This window comes from Phytopseudomonas flavescens (assembly GCF_900100535.1).
In the GTDB taxonomy this organism is placed as follows: domain Bacteria; phylum Pseudomonadota; class Gammaproteobacteria; order Pseudomonadales; family Pseudomonadaceae; genus Aquipseudomonas; species Aquipseudomonas flavescens.
Genome location: NZ_FNDG01000002.1, coordinates 405893 through 424977 on the forward strand (window position 1 = coordinate 405893; position 19085 = coordinate 424977).

14 protein-coding genes and 2 pseudogenes are annotated in these 19085 nt (G+C 63.9%); 4 read left to right on the top strand and 12 right to left on the bottom strand.

The features are described from left to right. Positions 1–101 precede the first annotated feature (101 nt). Complete coding sequence (locus tag BLR94_RS03975; protein ID WP_084303148.1) at positions 102–815, top strand: response regulator; 714 nt, start codon at positions 102–104, stop codon at positions 813–815. Continuing rightward, entirely contained in the window at positions 812–2158 is a 1347-nt protein-coding gene (locus tag BLR94_RS03980) for an ATP-binding protein (RefSeq protein ID WP_084303147.1), read from the top strand. Before BLR94_RS03975 ends, BLR94_RS03980 begins: the two co-directional genes overlap by 4 nt. 199 nt (positions 2159–2357) lie before the next feature. Here BLR94_RS03980 and BLR94_RS03985 read toward each other — a convergent pair whose 3' ends face one another. The 7 genes from BLR94_RS03985 to BLR94_RS04015 all read right to left on the bottom strand — a co-directional run bounded on the left by BLR94_RS03985 (position 2358) and on the right by BLR94_RS04015 (position 8935). Next, positions 2358–3857: a CoA-acylating methylmalonate-semialdehyde dehydrogenase gene (locus BLR94_RS03985; protein WP_084303146.1), complete on the bottom strand. Its 1500-nt coding sequence runs from the start codon at positions 3855–3857 to the stop codon at positions 2358–2360. Positions 3858–3926: 69 nt separating this feature from the next. Next, complete coding sequence (locus BLR94_RS03990) at positions 3927–4289, bottom strand: RidA family protein (RefSeq protein ID WP_084303145.1); 363 nt, start codon at positions 4287–4289, stop codon at positions 3927–3929. Then, positions 4286–5053, bottom strand: a complete 768-nt coding sequence (locus BLR94_RS03995; RefSeq protein ID WP_084303144.1) for an amino acid ABC transporter ATP-binding protein — start codon at positions 5051–5053, stop codon at positions 4286–4288. The genes BLR94_RS03990 and BLR94_RS03995 overlap by 4 nt, the downstream gene beginning before the upstream one ends. 14 nt (positions 5054–5067) lie before the next feature. Next, complete coding sequence (locus tag BLR94_RS04000) at positions 5068–5706, bottom strand: amino acid ABC transporter permease (RefSeq protein WP_084303493.1); 639 nt, start codon at positions 5704–5706, stop codon at positions 5068–5070. A 57-nt stretch (positions 5707–5763) separates the two neighbouring features. Further along, positions 5764–6573, bottom strand: a complete 810-nt coding sequence (locus BLR94_RS04005; RefSeq protein ID WP_084303143.1) for an ABC transporter substrate-binding protein — start codon at positions 6571–6573, stop codon at positions 5764–5766. A 145-nt stretch (positions 6574–6718) separates the two neighbouring features. Next, complete coding sequence (locus tag BLR94_RS04010; RefSeq protein ID WP_084303142.1) at positions 6719–8125, bottom strand: NAD(P)/FAD-dependent oxidoreductase; 1407 nt, start codon at positions 8123–8125, stop codon at positions 6719–6721. 72 nt (positions 8126–8197) lie between these two features. Continuing rightward, positions 8198–8935 (bottom strand): AraC family transcriptional regulator, encoded by a 738-nt coding sequence (locus BLR94_RS04015; RefSeq protein WP_084303141.1) that lies wholly within the window; start codon positions 8933–8935, stop codon positions 8198–8200. A 231-nt stretch (positions 8936–9166) separates the two neighbouring features. On the opposite strand from BLR94_RS04015, the pseudogene BLR94_RS27875 reads away from it, so the two are divergent. Then, a pseudogene (locus BLR94_RS27875) lies at positions 9167–9582 on the top strand (ATP-binding protein); the annotation flags it as partial. Between the two features lie 41 nt (positions 9583–9623). Here the strand turns inward: BLR94_RS27875 and BLR94_RS04025 are convergent. Beyond that, entirely contained in the window at positions 9624–11327 is a 1704-nt protein-coding gene (locus BLR94_RS04025) for a GGDEF domain-containing protein (RefSeq protein WP_167359708.1), read from the bottom strand. Between the two features lie 196 nt (positions 11328–11523). After that, positions 11524–12711, bottom strand: a complete 1188-nt coding sequence (locus BLR94_RS04030) for an N-acetylmuramoyl-L-alanine amidase (protein ID WP_084303492.1) — start codon at positions 12709–12711, stop codon at positions 11524–11526. A 66-nt stretch (positions 12712–12777) separates the two neighbouring features. On the opposite strand from BLR94_RS04030, the pseudogene BLR94_RS27880 reads away from it, so the two are divergent. Next, a pseudogene (locus tag BLR94_RS27880) lies at positions 12778–12898 on the top strand (transcriptional regulator); the annotation flags it as partial. 140 nt (positions 12899–13038) lie between these two features. On the opposite strand, the gene lhpI reads toward BLR94_RS27880, so the two are convergent. The 3 genes from lhpI to BLR94_RS04045 all read right to left on the bottom strand — a co-directional run bounded on the left by lhpI (position 13039) and on the right by BLR94_RS04045 (position 19017). Then, on the bottom strand, positions 13039–13962 hold the full coding sequence (gene lhpI / locus BLR94_RS04035; protein WP_084303139.1) for a bifunctional Delta(1)-pyrroline-2-carboxylate/Delta(1)-piperideine-2-carboxylate reductase: 924 nt from the start codon (positions 13960–13962) through the stop codon (positions 13039–13041). Positions 13963–14031: 69 nt separating this feature from the next. Continuing rightward, a complete protein-coding gene (locus BLR94_RS04040; protein ID WP_084303138.1) occupies positions 14032–15477 on the bottom strand; it encodes a short-chain fatty acid transporter in 1446 nt (481 codons plus the stop codon). Between the two features lie 156 nt (positions 15478–15633). After that, positions 15634–19017 (bottom strand): molybdopterin-dependent oxidoreductase, encoded by a 3384-nt coding sequence (locus BLR94_RS04045; RefSeq protein WP_208601331.1) that lies wholly within the window; start codon positions 19015–19017, stop codon positions 15634–15636. Positions 19018–19085 lie beyond the last annotated feature (68 nt).

Below are 19085 nucleotides of genomic sequence, written 5' to 3' on the forward strand. Positions count from 1 at the left end.
TGTTGCAAAACGGCAGCTTTATTGCCGGATTGAAATATATGACGCGCCTGCGCCAATGGTTTTAGATAGACATTCTAGAAACTGCCGGCAGCGAGCTTTGCGTGATCCATTTACTGCTTGTGGACGATGACCTCGAAGTCCTCGCCCTGCTGAAGAAATTCCTCGAGCAACACGGTTATTGCGTCGATGTGGCAACCGACGGCGACAGCCTGTGGCAAGCGGTGGAGCGGCAGCTGCCGGATCTGGTCATCCTCGACGTCATGCTGCCTGGCGAGAGTGGCCTGGTGCTCTGCCAGCGCCTGCGCAGTGAGCACGCGGTGGCGGTAATCATGCTCACCGCCATGGGCGAACTCAGCGACCGAGTGGTGGGCCTGGAGCTCGGCGCCGACGACTACCTGACCAAACCCTTTGACGCCCGCGAGCTGCTGGCCCGGGTAAGGGCGGTGCTGCGCCGTACGGGGGAGGTCAAGAGCGTGCTGAACGACAAACCACGGCCAACCCTGGAGTTCGCCGGTTGGCAGCTGGACGTCACCCGCCGGGAGCTGCGCTCGCCGGACAAGGTGATGATTCCGCTCTCCGGCGGCGAATTCGAACTGCTGCTGGTGTTCGCCGAACACCCGCGCCGGGTGCTGACCCGCCAGCAACTGCTCGACATGACCCGCGGCGAAGCCTTCGAGGCCTTCGACCGCAGCATCGACGTGCAGGTCAGCCGCCTGCGCCGCAAGTTGGAGGGCGATGTCAGCGCCTCGCCGATGATTCGTACCGTGCGTAACAGCGGCTACCTGTTCACGCCCAACGTACTGGTGAAACGATGAAACTGCTGGAGAGGCTCAATCGTCCCAGCGATACCGTGGCGCGCTGGATCGCCCTGACCACCATGGCCGCGATGTTGACGGCGCTGGCCCTAACCTGGCTGCTCAGCCAACTGGCCGGCGTGTGGGCACGGCCGCCGCTGCTGGAGACTGGCTTGCTGGAGCGGCTGGCCAGCATCAGCCGCATTATCGACGCAGCGCCACGCGAGCAGCGGCCGGCCATCGCCCGATCCGCCAGCGATGAAACCTACACAACCACTTGGTTGCTGACATACGAAGAGGCCGGCCTGCCACCGGCGGATGAGGACGTCGGGTTTCGCACCGGTGAGGACTATTTACGCAGTCAGTTGCGAAATCCCAACGCGAGGATAGAAGGTTACGAGCCTGCCGACTGGCCATCGGATCAGCCGGGAGCGGGTTATGCCCTGATGGTTGAAATGCACGATGGCAGCTGGGTGAAATTCTCGGCACTGACGCGCATCTGGGGTCTGAATGAGTTGCCTCGCGGCCTCATCATCGTTGCACTGGTCTTGCTGTCCACCATCATCGTCGCGCTGATTGCCACCCGCCATCTGGCCAGCCCCCTGGAGCGCTTCGCCCGCGGTGCGCGACGCGTCGGCAGCGACTTCCGCGCGCCGCCGATTGCCGTGGAAGGGCCACAGGAAATCCGCCAGGCCATTGTCGCCTTCAACGCCATGCAGGCCCAGCTGCAGCACTTCATCAACGACCGTACGCAGATGCTCGCAGCGATCTCCCACGACCTGCGCGCGCCGCTGACGCGTATGCGCCTGCGCGGCGAGTTCGTCGAGGATCCCGACCAGCAGGCCAAGCTGTTCCGCGACGTGGACGAGATGCAGGTGATGATCAACAGCGCCCTGGAATTCTTCCGTGACGATGCGCGCCTCGAACCGGCCACCGCCTTCGACATCGCCGAGCTGCTGCACACCGTGGTCGATGATTTCAGGGACTCCGGCGTGGAAGTCGCACTGAGCGGGCCCAACCGCCTCGTCTACACGGGGCGACCGATCGGGATCAAGCGGATGCTGATCAATCTGCTGGACAACGCGATCAAGTACGGGCGCGAACCCGCTGTCGCCTTGGTCGAGCACGTCGACAGGCTGGAAATCCGCGTGCTGGATCGCGGGCCGGGTATAGCGCCCGAGTACCATGAGGCGGTATTCAAGCCGTTCTTCCGCATCGAAGGTTCACGCAACAAGCATACCGGTGGCGTCGGGTTGGGCTTGTCGGCGGCCCGGGCAACGGTGCTCGAGCATGGCGGGACGCTGACCCTCGCCAACCGCCGGCATGGCGGGTTGGCGATCAGGATCGTGCTGCCACTCGGCTAAGCGAAACGCCGTAGCATGCGCGCCTGCGCCACGGCGGTTTCTGGTGATGTACCTCACCATCGCGGCTATCGTGGTCACCGTCCATTCGGGCTACTGCCACACCGCCTCGACAGCGGCGCAGGTTGCCAGCCCGTGCGGGCGAGGAGCACGGACGTGCGGTTTGCAGGCTCGCAGTGCTCCATGTCGCCGGGTTGCGCGATCAGCTGTTGCTGGGAAAGGCGAACTGGGCCGCTTCATGGCTCTTGCGCTTGACCCAGCGCTGGGTGATCGCCTTGCGCCGGGTGTAGAAGCGCACGCCGTCCGGGCCGTAGGCGTGCAGGTCGCCGAACAGCGAGCGCTTCCAGCCGCCGAAGCTGTGGTAGCTCACCGGTACCGGCAGTGGCACGTTGACACCGACCATGCCGACCTCGATCTCGTCGCAGAACAGCCGCGCCGCCTCGCCATCGCGGGTGAAGATGCAGGTACCGTTGCCGTACTCGTGGGCGTTGATCAGGGCCATCGCTTCTTCCAGGCTGGCGACCCGCACGATGCACAGTACCGGGCCGAAGATTTCTTCCTGGTAGAGGGTCATCCCGGGCTTGACGTGATCGAAGAGGGTGCCGCCGACGAAGAAGCCTGGCTCGTTGCCTCTCACCTTGAGGTCGCGGCCGTCCAGCAACAGCTTGGCGCCCTGTTCGACGCCACTGGCGATGTAGCCCACGACCTTGTCCTGCGCCGCCGCGCTGACCAGCGGGCCCATGTCGAGGCCGGCAGAGGTGCCGGCGCCGATTTTCAGCTCGCGGATTTTCGGCAGCAGCTTGTCGACCAGGCTGTCGGCGACCTGGCCACCCACGGCTACCACCACGGAGATCGCCATGCAGCGTTCGCCGCAGGAGCCGTAGGCGGCGCCCATCAGCGCGTTGACGGTGTTGTCGAGGTCCGCGTCCGGCAGCACCACGGCATGATTCTTCGCGCCGCCGAGCGCCTGTACGCGTTTGCCGCGCCGGGTGCCTTCGCTGTAGATGTACTCGGCGATGGGCGTCGAGCCGACGAAGCTCAGGGCCTTGACTTGCGGTGCCTCGAGCAAGCCGTCCACGGCCTGCTTGTCACCCTGCACGATGTTCAGGACGCCCTTGGGCAGACCGGCCTCGTTGAGCAGCTCGGCGATGTACAGGGTGGCGCTGGGGGTGCGCTCCGAGGGTTTGAGGATGAAGCAGTTGCCGCAGACGATCGCCAGCGGATACATCCACAACGGCACCATCGCCGGGAAGTTGAACGGGGTGATACCGGCCACCACGCCGAGCGGCTGGAAGTCGCTCCAGGCGTCGATGTTGGGGCCGACGTTACGGCTGTATTCGCCCTTGAGCAGTTCCGGCGCCGCGCAGGCGAACTCGACGTTCTCGATGCCGCGCTTGAGTTCGCCGGCGGCGTCTTCCAGGGTCTTGCCGTGTTCTTCGCTGATCAGGCGGGCGATGGCCGCTTCGTGCGTCTCCAGCAATTGCTTGAAGCGGAACATGACCTGGGCGCGCTTGGCCGGCGGCGTGTTGCGCCATGCCGGGTAGGCCGCGCTGGCCGCATCGATCGCCTGGCGCAGTACATCGGCATCGGCCAGACCGACCTGGGCGATGACCTGCCCGGTGGAAGGGTTGTAGACATCGGCGCTGCGCCCCGTACCTACCACGTGGGTATCGTTGATCAGGTGAGGGATTCTTTTCGTCATGGTGGCTCCGCAAGGGCCGGGTACGCACCCGGCATCAGATGATGGGCGAAAGCCTCGCCCGACGGCCTGTCAGGCCTTGACTGCCGCCTGGATCGCGATCTCGACGAGGATGTCCTCGCCGGCCATGTTGGCTTCGACGGTGGCGCGGCTGGGCAGCGACTGCGGCGGCGCCCAGTGGCGCCAGGCCCTGTTCATCTCCTCGAAGTCCTGCACGGCGTGCTTGAGCCACACCTGGGCGAAGAGAATGTGGCTCTTGTCGGAGCCGGCTTCGGCCAGCAAGGCGTCGAGGCGCGCGAGGATCTGCTCGGTCTGGCCGTGGACATCCTGGCTGCAGTCATCGGCGACCTGGCCGGTCACGTAGACCACGCCGTTGTAGACGGAGGCATGACTGAGTAGCCCGCAATAGGGCTGGATGCGTTTGATAGGGGTCATGCGGACGTCTCTGGAGGAATGAAAGGGATGGGTGGCACGTGCCGGTGGACGCGACGCAGGAAGTCCTGGGTGCGTGGATGCTGTGGCGCCTCGAGTACCTGGGCCGCGGGCCCGCTCTCGGCGATGACCCCGTCGTAGAGGAAGCAGACCCTGTCCGCGACCTCGCGGGCGAAGCCCATTTCATGGGTGACCACGACCATGGTCATGCCCTCGTCGGCCAGTTCGCGCATGACCCCCAGCACGTCGCCGACCAGTTCCGGATCGAGCGCGGAGGTAGGTTCGTCGAACAGCAACGCCGCCGGCCGCATGGCCAGGGCGCGGGCGATGGCCACCCGTTGCTGCTGCCCGCCGGACAGCTGCTGGGGCTTGCAGTCCCGCTTGCCGTGCATGCCGACCTTGTTCAGCAACTCCATGGCGTAGTCGATGGCGTGCTGCTTGCGCTCGCGGCGAACGTGCACGGCGCCTTCGATGACGTTCTCCAGCACCGTGCGGTGGGGGAACAGGTTGAAACGCTGGAACACCATGCCCACCTGGGTGCGCAACTCGTGGATGTCCCTGCTCCGCGCATCGACGCGTTTGTCGCCGATGAAGATATCGCCGCCATCGTAGGTCTCCAGGGCATTGATGCAGCGCAGCAGGGTCGACTTGCCGGAGCCCGAGGGCCCGATGAGGCAGATCACTTCGCCGCTGGCCACGTCCAGGCTGATGCCCTTGAGCACCTCGAGGTTGCCGTAGTGCTTGCGCACGTTGGATAGCTTGATCATGAATGGTCCCTCCCTTATCGACGCAGGTGCCGTTCGAGCCAGCCGACCAGGAACAGCAGCGGCAGGCTCATGGCGAGGTAGAGCAGGGCGGTCAGGGTGTAAACCGTCAGGTTCTGGAAGGTGGAAGAGGCGATCAGCTGTCCGGCATGGGTCATCTCCGCCACCGTGATGGTCGAGACCAGCGACGAGTCCTTGAGGATCATCGTGAAGGTGTTGGCGTAGGGCGGCAGGCTGATGCGCAGCGCCTGTGGCAGCACGACACGGCGCATGGTCATGCTGGACTTCATGCCGATGGCCTTGGCCGCTTCGACCTGTCCCTGGTCGACCGCCTGGATGCCGGCACGGAAGATCTCCGCCTGGTAGCCCGCATAGCCGATCCCCAGGCCGAGCACGCCCGCTTCGAAAGCCGTCAGGCCGATACCCAGCTCCGGCAGGACGAAGTACATGTAGAACAGCACGATCAGGATCGGCAGACCCCGGATGATGTTGACCAGGGCGCCTGCCGGATAAGACAGCGCCCGCCTGGGCGAGAGTTTCAGCAGCGCCAGAACGAGTCCCAGGCCACTGCTGACCAGCAGGGCGAGCAGCGAAACCTTCACCGTCACCACCGAGGCTGCCAGCAGCAGTGGCAGGAACTGAAGAACGTTATCCATCATGACTGGGAGATCTCGTCACAGCTTGAAAGGAACCAGCGGTTCGAGAGCCCGACGTCACTCGAGCGTCCATTTCTTCAACAGGGCATCGAGGCGGCCATCCTTTCTCAGCGCATCGAGGCCGTCATTGAGCTTGTTCAACAGCTCGGTATTGCCGTCCTTGACGGAGAAACCGATGCTGCCGGACATCTGGGCGTGGTAGTTCGGGGCCACCTTCAGCTTGGCGTTGGGTTTTTTCTGCAACTGGAAGGCGAGGATCGGCGCATCCCACAGGCCGACATCGGCGCGGCCGAGGGCCACGTCGCGCATCAGGTCCACCGACGAGCCGTATGTCTTGATTTCCTTGATGTCGCCACGTTTTTGCAGGATTTCGATGAAGGTCGTGCCGGTTTCGACGCCGACGACCTTGCCCTTCAGGTCATCGAGGGTGCGGTAGCCGGTGGGGTCGTCGGCCTGCTGCAGCAAGCCTTCTCCGTAGGTGTAGATGGGCTGGGTGAAGTCGACGACCTTCTCCCTTTCCTCGGTGATGTACATGGGCGCGGCGATGATCTGGATCTTGCCGGCGCCGATGGCCGGGATCAGCGAGTCGAAGCGGCTGGGCACCAGCTCGTAGGTGAAATCCTGTTCTTTGGCCAGGGCCTGCATGAGATCCGGAACGAAGCCCTGGATTTCTTCCGAACCCAGGTCGAGGAAGGTGAAGGGCATGCCGGAGGTGGTCGTGCCGACCTTGTAGGTCTGGGCCTGAACGGTGCCGGCGAAGGCCAGCGAGCCTGCCAGCAACAGCGAGGTGAACGGGCGCAGGATGCGGCCGAGGCCCGCTGCAGTCTTGTTGAACCGGAACTTGCTGAGTGTGCACTGCGTGGACATGGTCAACTCCTTTCATTATTGATATTGGAACTGAACGCTCCGCGGCCAGCGGCGGGTGCGTACCGTTTCTAGGCAGTTGGCAAGTGTTGCGGACTGGCTTGTCTGTACAGGCAGTCGTGTGGCTCTTTCTTATGGGGGATTCGGTTCAGCGCATCAGGTGCTCCAGGCTCGCGGCGATCCTGCTCGCCAGCGCCCTGCGCCAGGGCGCGGTGTTCGGGTTCGCCAGCAGGCGATCCTCGTTGGCGAATGCCGACATGATCCCTTTGTAGGCAATCCAGCGGCAGGGCTCGGGTTCCCAGGCCGGCAGTGTCGACAGGGGCTTCTCCCGGATCACCCAGGGTTGTTCGACGCGGCTGGTCGCGCGCTCGAGGATCAGGTCGGCCAGGGTCTGGCCCGCCAGGTGCGTGGCGCCCACCCCCTCGCCACCGAAACCGCCTGCCAGGGCCAGGCCCTGCCGCCTGTCGCACAGCATGTGCGGGCGGAAGCGCCGGGCCATGCCCAGGTTGCCGCCCCAGGCATGGGTCAGGCGAACACCGCCGAGCGAGGGGAAGAGCGACTCCATGAGCATGCGGCGCAGGCCTATTTCATCGTCACTGAGCTGGAAATCCGCGCGCAGACGGCCGCCGAAGCGATAGCCACCCCGGGCGCCGAACACCAGGCGGTCGTCCAGGGTGCGCTGGGCATAGGTGACCTGGCGGCTGTGCTCGCACAAGGCCTGGCCCCGGTCGAGGCCGATCTGCTCCCAGCGCTCCGCCGACAGCGGCTCGGTGGCCACCAGCATGCTTTGAACGGGGATCTGGATTCTTCTCAGGGCGGCGAAATCCGCGGCGTAGCCTTCCACGGCGGGTACCACCCATTGCGCACGGATACGCGCCTTGTCGGTGCGCACTTCACGCCCGCGCCAGTCGCTGACCGGGCTCTGGTCATGGATGCTCACGCCGAGGCGTTCGACGGCATCGGCCAGGCCGCGCACCAGGCGGGCGGGGCTGATGGTCGCGCAATGCGGCGAGTAGATCGCGCCATAGGCGCCGGGGATGCGTACCTGGGCCGCCAGTTCCTGCGCATCCAGCCAGCGGTAATCGTCCTGGTCGTGGCCCTCGTCGTACAGGGCCTGCAGTTCCTGGCGCAGGCGGGTGGCCTGCTCCGGGTAACGCGCCGCACAATTGAGCATGCCCGCCTTGCGGTAGTGGCAATCGATGCCCTCGCGCAGGAGCACGCTCTGCACCTCGTCGGGGATGGCCTGCAACAGCCGGTACGCCTGTCTGCGTCGTTCGGCGCTCAGTTGGCCGAGAAGGCGTGCTTCGCCGAGCATGCCACCGATCAGCCAGCCGCCATTACGGCCGGAGGCGCCAAAACCGCTGGTCTGGGCTTCGAGGACGACGATATTGAGCTGCGGCGCCTGGCGCTTGAGGTAGTACGCCGTCCACAGCCCGGTGAAGCCAGCGCCGATGATGGCGACGTCCACATCGCGGTCCTGATCCAGGCAGGGACGAGCGGCGACCGTCTCGCCAAGCTGATCCATCCACAGACTGACATGTTTCCAGGCCGACATTGGCGACTCCCAATCAACGTGCATGACGGAGGTTAGGAGTTCAGGCGGCCCGGCGTCTTTCTTCCGTGCACGTCAGGAATTTTTGCTGGCCAGTTGCTTCATGTAGGCCTTGGGCGACATGCCGGTGCGTTCGCGGAAACAGCGATAGAACACCGACAGCGAATTGAAACCCGCCATGAAGGCGAGGTCGTCCGGCCGCAGTTGCGGATTCTCCTGCAGGCGTTCGAGCAGCCAGTCGATCCGTGCCTGGCTGAGGTACTGGTAGAAGCTCTGGCCCAGCACCTGGTTGAGCAGGTAGGACATCTGGTTGCGCGTGTAACCGATGGTACTGGCCAGCCGGGTCAGGTCGAAATCGGCTTCCAGGAAGGTCTTGCGCGTGGCGAAGAACTGCTCCAGATCCAGCAGCATGACACTCAGCTGCTGCCTCGACAGTCCCAGGCGTTGCACCTTGCTCTGGTTCGCCAGCGGCTCGTCGCGAACCATGGTGGCGTACTCGTGGACGCGCCAGATCAGGTCATCCTTGACGGTGACGGCCTCGCTCGCGCGGAAGGAAGCCAGGCGGCTGCTGCGCCTGAGCGAAAGGCGCGAGCAGTACTGGATGAAAGCCGTGTCGCCGTCCACCCGAATTCGATCGATATGCTCAATGTGCTGCTCGGCATTCCTGGGCATACCGGTGCGGACATAATCCTGCATGTCGGCATAGGAGAGCTGCAGGTTGTTGAAGAAGTCGTAGTATTCGAGCTCGGGGTGATAGAGCTGCAGGATGCTCTCGACGTCTCGTTCGATCCAGGCTTTGTGGTAACGGGTCATGACCTCCCGGGTGCGACGGGTAACAGGATCCAACGGATACCTCCAACTAAGCCAGAAACCGTGCGCAACCTTGATACACAGGGAAAACTGCCCGTGGCCTGCTATCGATCCTCGTATCAGCTGAGGGCCGGGAGCCCGCAGGCCGGTGGCGCGCCACAACGCTGCGGGACTGCCTCTTCTGCGGGCAGGGCGGGCATTTCAGGCTACCGCTACCTCAGGCCTTCTGCAAATACCGCGCTGACGCTCATCAGGCTACTGCACACCATCTTCGACGACTACAAGGATGCCGGCATCGAAGTACAACTGAGCGGCCCGAGCCGGGTGGAGTACGTCGGTCGCCCGATCGGCGTCAACCTGCTGGACAACGCCATCAGGTACGGGCAGGCGCCGCTCATCAAGCTGGAGGAGGGCGCGCAGGCGGTGACGATGCGGGTGCTGGATCGCGGGCCTGGTATCGCTGAAGAGCATCTGGAAGAGGTCTTCAAACCCTTCTTCCGCATCGAGGGCTCGCGCAACAACATACCGGCGGGGTTGGCCCGGGTCTCTCTGCCGCCCGTTCCACGGTGCTGGAACATGGCGGCACCCTGACGCTACGCAACCGAAAGCAGGGCGGCCTGGAAGTACGGGTGGTGCTGCCGTTCGCCTGAAGTTCGCTGGCTCGGCCGAGGCCAAGAGTTCTGTCTATCGCCTAGATGGCCAGCTCGCTGCGGTTACGGCCACTGCGCTTGGCTCTGTAAAGCGCTTCGTCTGCCCGGGCGCGTAACTTTTCAACATCATCGCGGCTCGCCGAGTTTGCCTGCGCGATACCGAAACTCGCCGTCACTTCAATGGGCTGATCGAGGCCGAGATCGAACGGCGCGTCACTGATGGCACAGCGTATGCGCTCGGCGAAGTGCAGGGCAGCCTCGGCGCTCGATAGCCACAGCTGGATGGCGAACTCTTCACCGCCAATTCTGGCGATGCGCTCCTCTCCGCGCATCTGCGCCTGGCAGCGAGCGGCGATGAGTTGCAGGAGCCTGTCTCCAGCCGGATGCCCGTACGTGTCGTTGATGCGCTTGAAGTGGTCGATATCGAACAGGATGATCGTGCGGTGACGGTTGTCGTCTTGTCCGGGCGTGTAGAACACGCGGTCGAAGGCGCGGCGGTTCGGCAGCCCGGTAAGGTGATCGGTTTCCGCGTTCGCCTTCAGTTCCGTGATCAGCTCATCGCGCTCGCGACGTAACGCGTGGGCCTGACGCAACTGACGTTCTAGGTCGTGAAGGGTCTCGAACACGCTGTAGCCTTCGCTGCCTGAGCCAGGCTGCGTCGCATTTTGCGAATCGACGAGCGTCATTATCTTGTGCGTACCCAAAACCAGCGGTTTGATTACACGTCGCCTGAACCACAGAAAGCCGGCACCCAGTAGCAGCAGGAGCGCAAGCTCCGAGCCGGTTACCAGCAGCAGATGGGTCAACGACTTGCGAGTCGTGCGCTGCAAATCCGCCTTGGTCAGACGCAGGGCGGTGTCACGCAACGCAAGGATACTGGCCATGGTGGGCACATAACGCTCTGCGAATGCGGCCGGGCTCGGCGCCACGGCCTGGGCCAGTGAATCCACCACGCTGCGGTGAAACTCCATTCCCTCACGGCGATAAACCTGATGCATGTTTGCGTAGGCACTCTTCAATTCGCGTGAAGCCGCGGCATCGAAGTGGCTCGGCAGGTTGTCCATACCGAGCCCGAGTTGCATCTGCAACTGTACGATGCGGCCCTCGGTTGTCTGCAACTGCCGGGCTTCGGCAACGCTGACAGGGCGCTGCTCAGCAAGCGCAGAGGTCAGCTGTGAGCCCCACTGGCCGGCGATCTCCCGCAGATGCGCGGCCCAGTAGGTGTTGAAAAGCGTGGCGCTTATCTGTGGTGTGCGGCGAACCATGTCGCGCGATAGCCAATCGATGAGCGGGAACATCTGCTCCGTGGCCGCGATCATTGCCGAAACGGCTGTTGCGAGGCTCGCCGGGTCGCGCCGCTCAACGGGTTGCGACAGCAGACTGTCGACGTTCGCGCGGGCTTTCTCCAGGGCTTCGCTTATATCCGATACCCGGTAGGGCAATTCTTCGCACGGCTGGCAGTCGGAGATCGCAACCGTTAGAGAGTGGAGCCTCTCGTCGCTCAGCGTACGGGCGCGCAGCAGCCGTTGCGGATCACCATCGAGACCGCCGAGCATGCCGTTCGTAGGCCCACGCTCGGTGGACATGGCCTCCATCGTGCGCAGTGCGTTTTCGAACACGCTCAACTGCGTAAGCGTTTTCACTTGCGCTCGGTAGGCTTTATAGAAGTCCGTATCGATCAGCAGGAAACTCAGCAAGATACCTAGGCTGACGACGACCAGGGTGGTGTTGATCCACTTGTCCAAGCGGGAGGCGACGTGCTGCGATCCGCCTGTTGGCATGAGTCAATTCCCTTTAAATGCGCGTGATTCGATCGGGTTTTGGGTTGCGCATTATATTGACGCATGGCAAATGTTTGATAGCGGCTGAATGCCTCCCATGTTCAGGATGCCTGCGGCCTGGCGGGTTGATCTACGGGAATGCATGCCTCGCATGCAACGCTCAGCTGACGGACCTTTCCTTCTGGCTGGCGAGGAAGGTGCCCACCGGAGGGCGAGCTGCGAAGTGTTTCTGCACGCCGTTGCAAATGGCGTCGGCGACGCGCTTCTGGTGAAGAGGGTCGCAGAGCTTGCGGCAGTCGGCGGGGTTCGAGATGAAGCCGGTTTCCACCAGTATCGATGGAATGTCCGGCGACTTCAGAACGGCGAAACCGGCCTGTTCGACGCGTTTCTGATGGACGCCGGCAACCTTGCCCACATCATCGAGAATGGTCTTGCCCAGATCCAGGCTGGTGGTGATGGTGGACGTCAGTGACATGTCCAGCAGTACCCCGGCGAGCACCGGGTCCTTGTTCTTGAGCGAAAGCAGATCCCTGGCGCCGAGCAGATCCGCGCTGTTTTCCCGCTCGGCCATCCAGCGTGCGGTGGTCGAGGTGGCGCCATTTTCCGACAGGGCGAATACCGAGGCTCCCGATGCGCTCTTGCGGGGCGCGGCGTCGGCATGCACGGAAATGAAGATGTCGGCGTTGTGACGGCGAGCCACTTCGACCCGTTTTCGCAAGGGGACGAAGACATCCTGGTTGCGCACGAGTTGCGCCTTGAAGCCACGCTGGCGGTTGAGCTTCTGCGCAAGCAGCCTGGCGATGGCAAGGGCCACGACTTTTTCCTGCTCGCCCTGGCTGCCCAGGGCGCCAGGGTCCTTGCCACCGTGCCCGGCGTCGATCACCACGACCACGTCCCGCAGCGAGCGATTGTCGGCGGGCTGCTGCTCGGCGACTCTCTGCGTGACGGGGGCGTTGCCGTGCAGGTCCACGACCAGCCGGTGGCCCTCACTGCCGGCTGGCCCCAGGAGGAAGCTTTTCACCCTGGCAGGCTGTTTCAGATCGAGCACGATGCGCGTGCCACCCGACTGAGCGCCGCTGCGAATGGCGCTGACCACCCGGCTGCCGACGGACAGCTCGTCGAGGCTGGTGAGAATACCCGTATCGGTGAGATCGACGACCAGTCGCTCCGGGGCCTTCAGCGAGAAAATCTGATAGTTCGTCGGGCCGCTCAATTCGAATACCAGCCTCAGTTTCTCTCCATCGTCCCATGCGCGAGCGTGGAGGATTTTCTGGGAGGCGGATGCGGCCAAGGCCCAGGGGAGGGTGATACCGGCCAGGGCGAAGTGCAGTAGTTGACGTCTATGCATGATCATTCGCTTCCGAGCTTACGCAACTTTAAATGTTATGTTATTGCATTATTGCTCGGTATGTAAGGGGAGCCGGGTGGCGTCAAAGCCAATGCACAAGGCAAGTACGAAAACGGTATGCGCTTTCCTGATGCCGCTTACTGCTGTTGAAGATGCAGGTGCAGACGTTCTCTATGTCATCACCGGTGAGCACAAACTGGAGCGTGCCGACAGCGATGGCGGGTCGCTACGACACCAGCGGTTCGGAATAGAACATTGGGCATCACCTGCTCGAAACGTTTCGAGCAGGTGCGTTGTTTCCCTACGCCCCATCACCCATTCGAGGCTTCAGAATCGCTTGTGACCCTCCCCAGCGAGGCTGGCCTGCGCCGTACGGCACGCGGCAAGGTCCCAGGCGGCACAGCCCACGGTTTTCAGTACCACGGGCTTTTCGCTGTGCGGTCCTGCGTCGATTGCCTCGGCCAGTGTCTGCACCTGCGCCCAGTCCACGCCCGCCTGGATGAAGTCACCGGCCTCGTGTCTGGCTCCCGCCAGGTCATCGACCAGCAGCCTGCTTTGCGCGATGGTGGTGCTGCCGATTTCCACCAGTTGCGGCGTGAAGGCGCCTACAGCGATGATCAACCGATCAGCCTGGGCTGCCTCGTCATAGATCGGTGTGCTGCTGGTGGTCACCGTGATGATCACCTCCACCCCGCTGGGGATCTGCTCGCCCGAACAGGGCCTGGGAGGCTCGGCACAATCCTGATGGCGAGCGCAGAACGCACGCGCCTTTCGCTCGTCTCGGGAGCGTACCCAGATATCCGCCTGCGGGTAGAGGCTCTGGACCGCCAGCACATGGTGATCGGCCTGGGTCCCCGTGCCGATGATCAGGACCGAGCGGGGCGGTGCAGCGAGCAGGGTGTCGATTCCCAGCAGGGAAACTGCTGCGGTCCGCCGCCCGGTCACCGTTGGCCCGTCCAGGGTGAACAGCGGGACCCCGGTAACGCTGTCGAACGCCGCGACCTGACCGTGAATGGTCGGCAGGCCACGGCGAGCGTTGGCGGGCTGTACGTTGACCAGCTTGTGAATGGCGATGTCGGGGGCAGTGGCCGGCATGCTGAGCATGATGCCACCTTCCACGAGGGGCACGACCATCCGCTCAGGGCTGATGATCCGGCCGCTGGCGTATTCGCCGACTGCCTGCCGCAGTGCTGCGACCAGCTCGTGGAACGGCAGGCGTTCAGCGGTTTGTCGGGCATTGTAGAACTGCATTCGATGGCTCCAGATTGGGTAGGTTGCATCGAGGCCGGTGCATGCGCGCTACCGGCCCGATGCAGAGGGTCAGCCCGGTATAACCGGCGGTACGTAGGTGAGCGTGCCGGCGAAGAACCACAGCATGAATAGCACCAGCGGCGTATGAATCAGCAACTGGGTGAAGGTGAAGCCCACGATATCCCGTGCCTTGAGCCCCAGAACGCCCAGCAGCGGCAGCATCCAGAACGGGTTGATCAGATTGGGCAGGGCTTCTGCCGCGTTGTACACCTGCACCGCCCAGCCGAGGTGAACCTTCAGGTCATTGGCCGCCTGCATCACGTAGGGCGCCTCGATCAGCCACTTGCCACCACCCGACGGAATGAAGAAGCCGAGCACCGCGGAGTACACGCCCATGACCACGGAAAAGGTTTCCTGGGTGGCGATCGCCACGAAGCCGGACGCCAGCAGGTGGGAGAGGGTTTCGCCCTGCTCGTTGACCACTTTGGTCATCATGAAGGCTATGCCACCGTAGAGCGGAAACTGGATCAGCACGCCGCTCACCGAAGGTACCGCCTTGTAGAACGCTTTGACGAAGCGGATCGGCCGCCAGCACAGCAGCATGCCGATGGTCAGGAACAGGAAGTTGTAGGTGTTGAGGTTGGAGATAGCGAGCAGCGGGTCTTTGCCGGTGAATTCACCGAACAGCCAGATGGCGCTGATGAAGGCCAGGCCAACGGTGACCAACGGCGAGTATTCCAGCCATTCGCCCGGACGTGTCGGCTTGTCCAACCTGATGTCGGAATCCTGTAGGTCGACGCCAAGGTCCTTGGCGGTCTTTATACGCTCGCCGGTGGGGGCCGAGTAGAAGCAGACCAGCACCGAGATGAGCAGTATCGCCAGGGTCATGACCATCGATTGCCAGAGAAAGATGGTCTCGGTGAAGGGCAGCACGCCGGATATTTCCAGCAAACCGCTGGGCAGGCTCGCCGGGTTGGCCATCAACTGCGCCGGAGCGGAGCTGATGCCCAGTGCCCAGATGCCGCCCATGCCCATGTAAGCAGCGGCACCCATCGCCCGATAGTCGACTCGCAGGTCCGTGCGGCGAGCGATGGCGCGAGCCAGCAGGCCGCTGAAAATCAGGCTGATGGCCCAGTTGAAGAGGGTCGAGACCAGGCTGATGGTGGCGATCAGCACCACTGCCGAACGCGCCGATTTGGGCATGCGCGCCAGTGCTTCGATCAGCTTGGCGGCGGGCGGGGAGACCGCCACCACGTAACCTGAGATGGCCACGACTGCCATCTGCATGGTGAACGGGATCAGGCTCCAGAAGCCATCGCCGAAACCCTGGGCGACGGCATGCGCCGGCGCGCCCATGGCCCAGGCCGCCAAGGCGACCACGATCACTGCCAGCGCGGCGAAGATGTAGGCGTCGGGGAACCATTTCTCTGCCCAGTTACTGACCCGAATGGCTATTCGTTCCAGGCGCCCCGAAGCATCCGGGGCTTGCCGATTTATTGTTATATCTATGCTCATGACCTACCTCTCCGAATATTCGAGTGACGCTCGACCTGACGGCCTGCGTCCTTTATGAGCTCGCAGAGCGCACGGTGGCGCACAGAGCGGCCTCTGCGAACGTCATTTGGGAACACCGAAGCTTGGTCGGAAGCGCCGTTTTCAGGGCGCTAACGCTTAGGCATCCAGTGTCAGAGTTGTGGCAGGTATTGCCTGACAGCTCAGGCATACACGAGCATCTTCGGGCTCCTGACCGTGCAGGTGGACGACTTCGCCCTCCAGCACGCGAACCACGCAGCTCTCGCATTGACCGACCCTGCATCCACTCGGCAACTGGATGCCCAGTCGCTCGGCGAACGTCAGTAATGGTCCGGCCTCATTGTTCCATTCGTGGGTCTGCCCGCTGCGGGCGAACGTCACGGCAAATCGCTGGTTGCCGCTCGGCAGGACGGCCGGCGAGCGGAAAACCTCGTTGAATATGTCGAAGCGCGGCACGCCCGCGGCAAGCAGCTCGCCGATGAGGGTATCCATCATCACCTGGGGGCCGCACAGGTAGTGCAGGGCGCGCCTGGCGAAGAAGCTGTCGGGCACCAGCGAGCGGCTGACATTGCCTCGTACCTGAAAATCGAGGTGCAGCTTTTCTTCAGCCGTCGGCGCGCTGTAGACATCCACCACGCGCAGCCCCGGCAGTCGCTGGCCGAGTGCTTCCAGACGCTCGCGGAAGGCATGGCCGGCACCACTGCGGTTGCCGTAGAGCAGCAGGATGTCGCCGGAAAATTCCAGGGCCGCGGCGCTCTCCAGCGCACTCATGAAGGGCGTGATACCCACCCCTCCGGCGTAGAACACCAAGGGCCGCTGGGAGCGCTCGGGAATCAGGAAGGTGCCGCCGGGCGCCTGAACCTCGACGCGGTCGCCGACGGCGAGGGCCTGGTTGATGTGCGAGGACAGCTTGCCGAACCACGCGCTGCCTTCGGTCGTTACGCCCTGGGCATGGCGCACGGCGATGCGGTACTGGCGTCGATCCGGGTCGACTGCCGGGCCGGTAAGCGAATAGGCACGGGTCTGTTCGCCGTCGCCTGGGGTGTCGACGCGCAGGGTGATGTGCTGCCCAGGCCGGTAATCCGGCAGCAACCCGCCATCGGCGGCCTGCAGATGCACGCTGGTCACCCCTTCGGCTTCGCTACGGCGCTCGGTGACGATAAACGCCCGAAAGCCGCTCCAACGAGCGGGAACCTGCTGGGGCGGTGCTTCGCGGCGCAAGCTGCAATGCAGTTCGCGCAGGGGCACCGAGCCGCTGATGGTGTCGCAATGCTCGGCGCTGGCCAGGGCGTTGTAACTGCTGTTGCCGGCACCGTGCACCGGGGTTTCATCCAGCCCGAGGGCCTGGTTGGCCTGCCACCAGCCGAACTCGCCCACCACCACGCGAGGGTGCAGGTGGTCATCCAGCCTGGCCTGGAAGCGCGCGCTTCCGGCTGCGGTGCTGATGCGCACCCAGTCGTTCTCGGCAATGCCTTTCTCGTGTGCGAGCTCGCGGGCTATCAGCAGGCCGGGAGCTGGTGCCTTGCGCCGCAGGCTGCTGAGGTTACGGTGCTGGCTGTGGCAGAAATAGCCGTTCTTCGCCGAGGTGAGCAGCAGCGGAAAGCGCGCGTCAGCCGCCGCCGGGGCGGCGCTTTCGGGCAGCGCGGCATAGCCATGATCGAGAAGCCGCTCGGAGTAGAGCTCCACCCGCGACGTTGGCGTGGCGAAGCCGCTGTGGCGGTATTTGAAATGCTCGTGACGTAGAGGGACATCGATACCCTCGGGCCGTTCCCGGAGCTGGCTGGTACTCAGCCCCATGGGTTCGAGCATGGCGTTCCAGCCCTGTTCGAGCGTGCCGCCGAAGAAGTCGTCGGCCATGCCCAGGCGGTTGGCCAGCGCGAAGACGATGTCGTTGTCCGAGCGCGATTCGCCCCGTGGCGAGACCATGCGCTGACGCAACTGCACGTGCTGCTGAGCACGCTCGGAAATCTCGAAGCCGAGCCGCAGGCCTTCGCGCTCCCAGGGGGTGTTCACCGGCAGGAGGATGTCCGCATAGCGCGCCGTGGGGTTGATGAACAGGTCGCAGTGGGCGTAGAACTCCAGCGCTTTCAGGGCCTCGATCCCCAGCTCGGCATCGGCCTGGGAGCTCAGCGGGTTGCTGCCGAAGGCCAGCAGACCCTCCACTTTGTAGGACTGGCCGTCGAGGATCGCGTGGTACAGATCCCGCGCCATGATCCAGCCCTGGGACGGTGGCCCGAGAGGGCGCTGCGAAAGGCCGAGGGCCTTGGCTTGCTGTTCCGGGGCGATGAGGTCCTGGCCACTGACCTGAATCGTCGGCAGCTTGCCCAGCAGCCTGTTGCCGCCTGGCGCATCGAAACTGCCCGTCAGCGCATACAGGCAGGCGATGGCGCGCTCGGCCTGGCTGGCATTGTGTTGCTGAGCGACACCGGACCAGGCGTGGTAAGCCACGCTGTGAGCATCGGCGATCAGGTCGGCGGCCTTTCTCAGCGTCTCTTCAGGCACCCAGGTGAGCTCGGCGGTGAGGCTGGGGGTGAAGGTCGCGCAGGTTTCCCGGTACAGGTCGAATGCCGGCCTGCAACTGACCGGGCCGCTGAGCGTGTCGATCAGGTAGCGGCCACGCAGAGACACCCGCAGGCCTTCGTCGTCCTGCGGCAGGCTGGGCAGCAGAACCGCAGCGTCACGTCGCTCGTCCCAGGCCAGCCAGCTGTCATCGCCGTCGACGGTCAGGTCGCTGGCTCGCAGGAAGCGGCCATTGTCGGTGCGTACCAGCAGTGCGCCGTTGGACCAGCGATCGATGAACGCCATGTCGAAGCGACCGGACTCGATCAACAGGTTGGCCAGGCCCATGGCCAGCGCCGCATCGCTGCCCGGCTTGACCTGCAGCCAGACGTCCGCTTCGCGTGCCAGCGCCGTGCCGCGAGGGTCGACCACCAGCAGCCTGGCGCCGTTCTGGCGGCCGTCGGCTATGGCCTGAGCCTGGGCCAGCCAGGTATTGGTGGGATTGTGCCCCCAGAGCAGGATCAGGCCAGCATTGCGGTAGTCGGCCACCGGAATGCCGCACCCGAAGGTGAACGCGTGGGCGACATCCTTGTGCCAATTGCAGATTTCCGTGGCATAGCAGGTGTTGGGGCTGCCGTAGCGGCGAATGAGTCGCTCGATCCAGTCGATGCTGTCGCTCAGCGGTGTGCCGCTCGGCGTTGTCACGCTGAAGGCGAAGGCTTCGGCACCGCGACGCGCCTTGATATCGCCCATGCGCGAGGCGATTTCGTCCAGCGCCTCATCCCAGCTGATACGCTCCCAGCCCGGGTCCGCATCGCCTTTCGGGCGGCTGCGACGCATCGGGTAAAGCAGTCGGTCGGCACTGTCCACCAACTCGGGGGCCGCCTTGCCCTTGAGGCACATGGCTGCACCGGTCGGGTGCTCGGGGTTCGGTTGCACAGCGATCAACCGGTCGTTCTCGACCGTATTGAGCGTGCCGCAGCGTGAGCGGCAGAGGGTGCAGTAACCAGCTTTGAGTGCCAAAACGAAATCCATGCTGAGTGGGCATGGGATTGGAATGTATGCAGGGCGTTGTGATATTCCTAATTCGA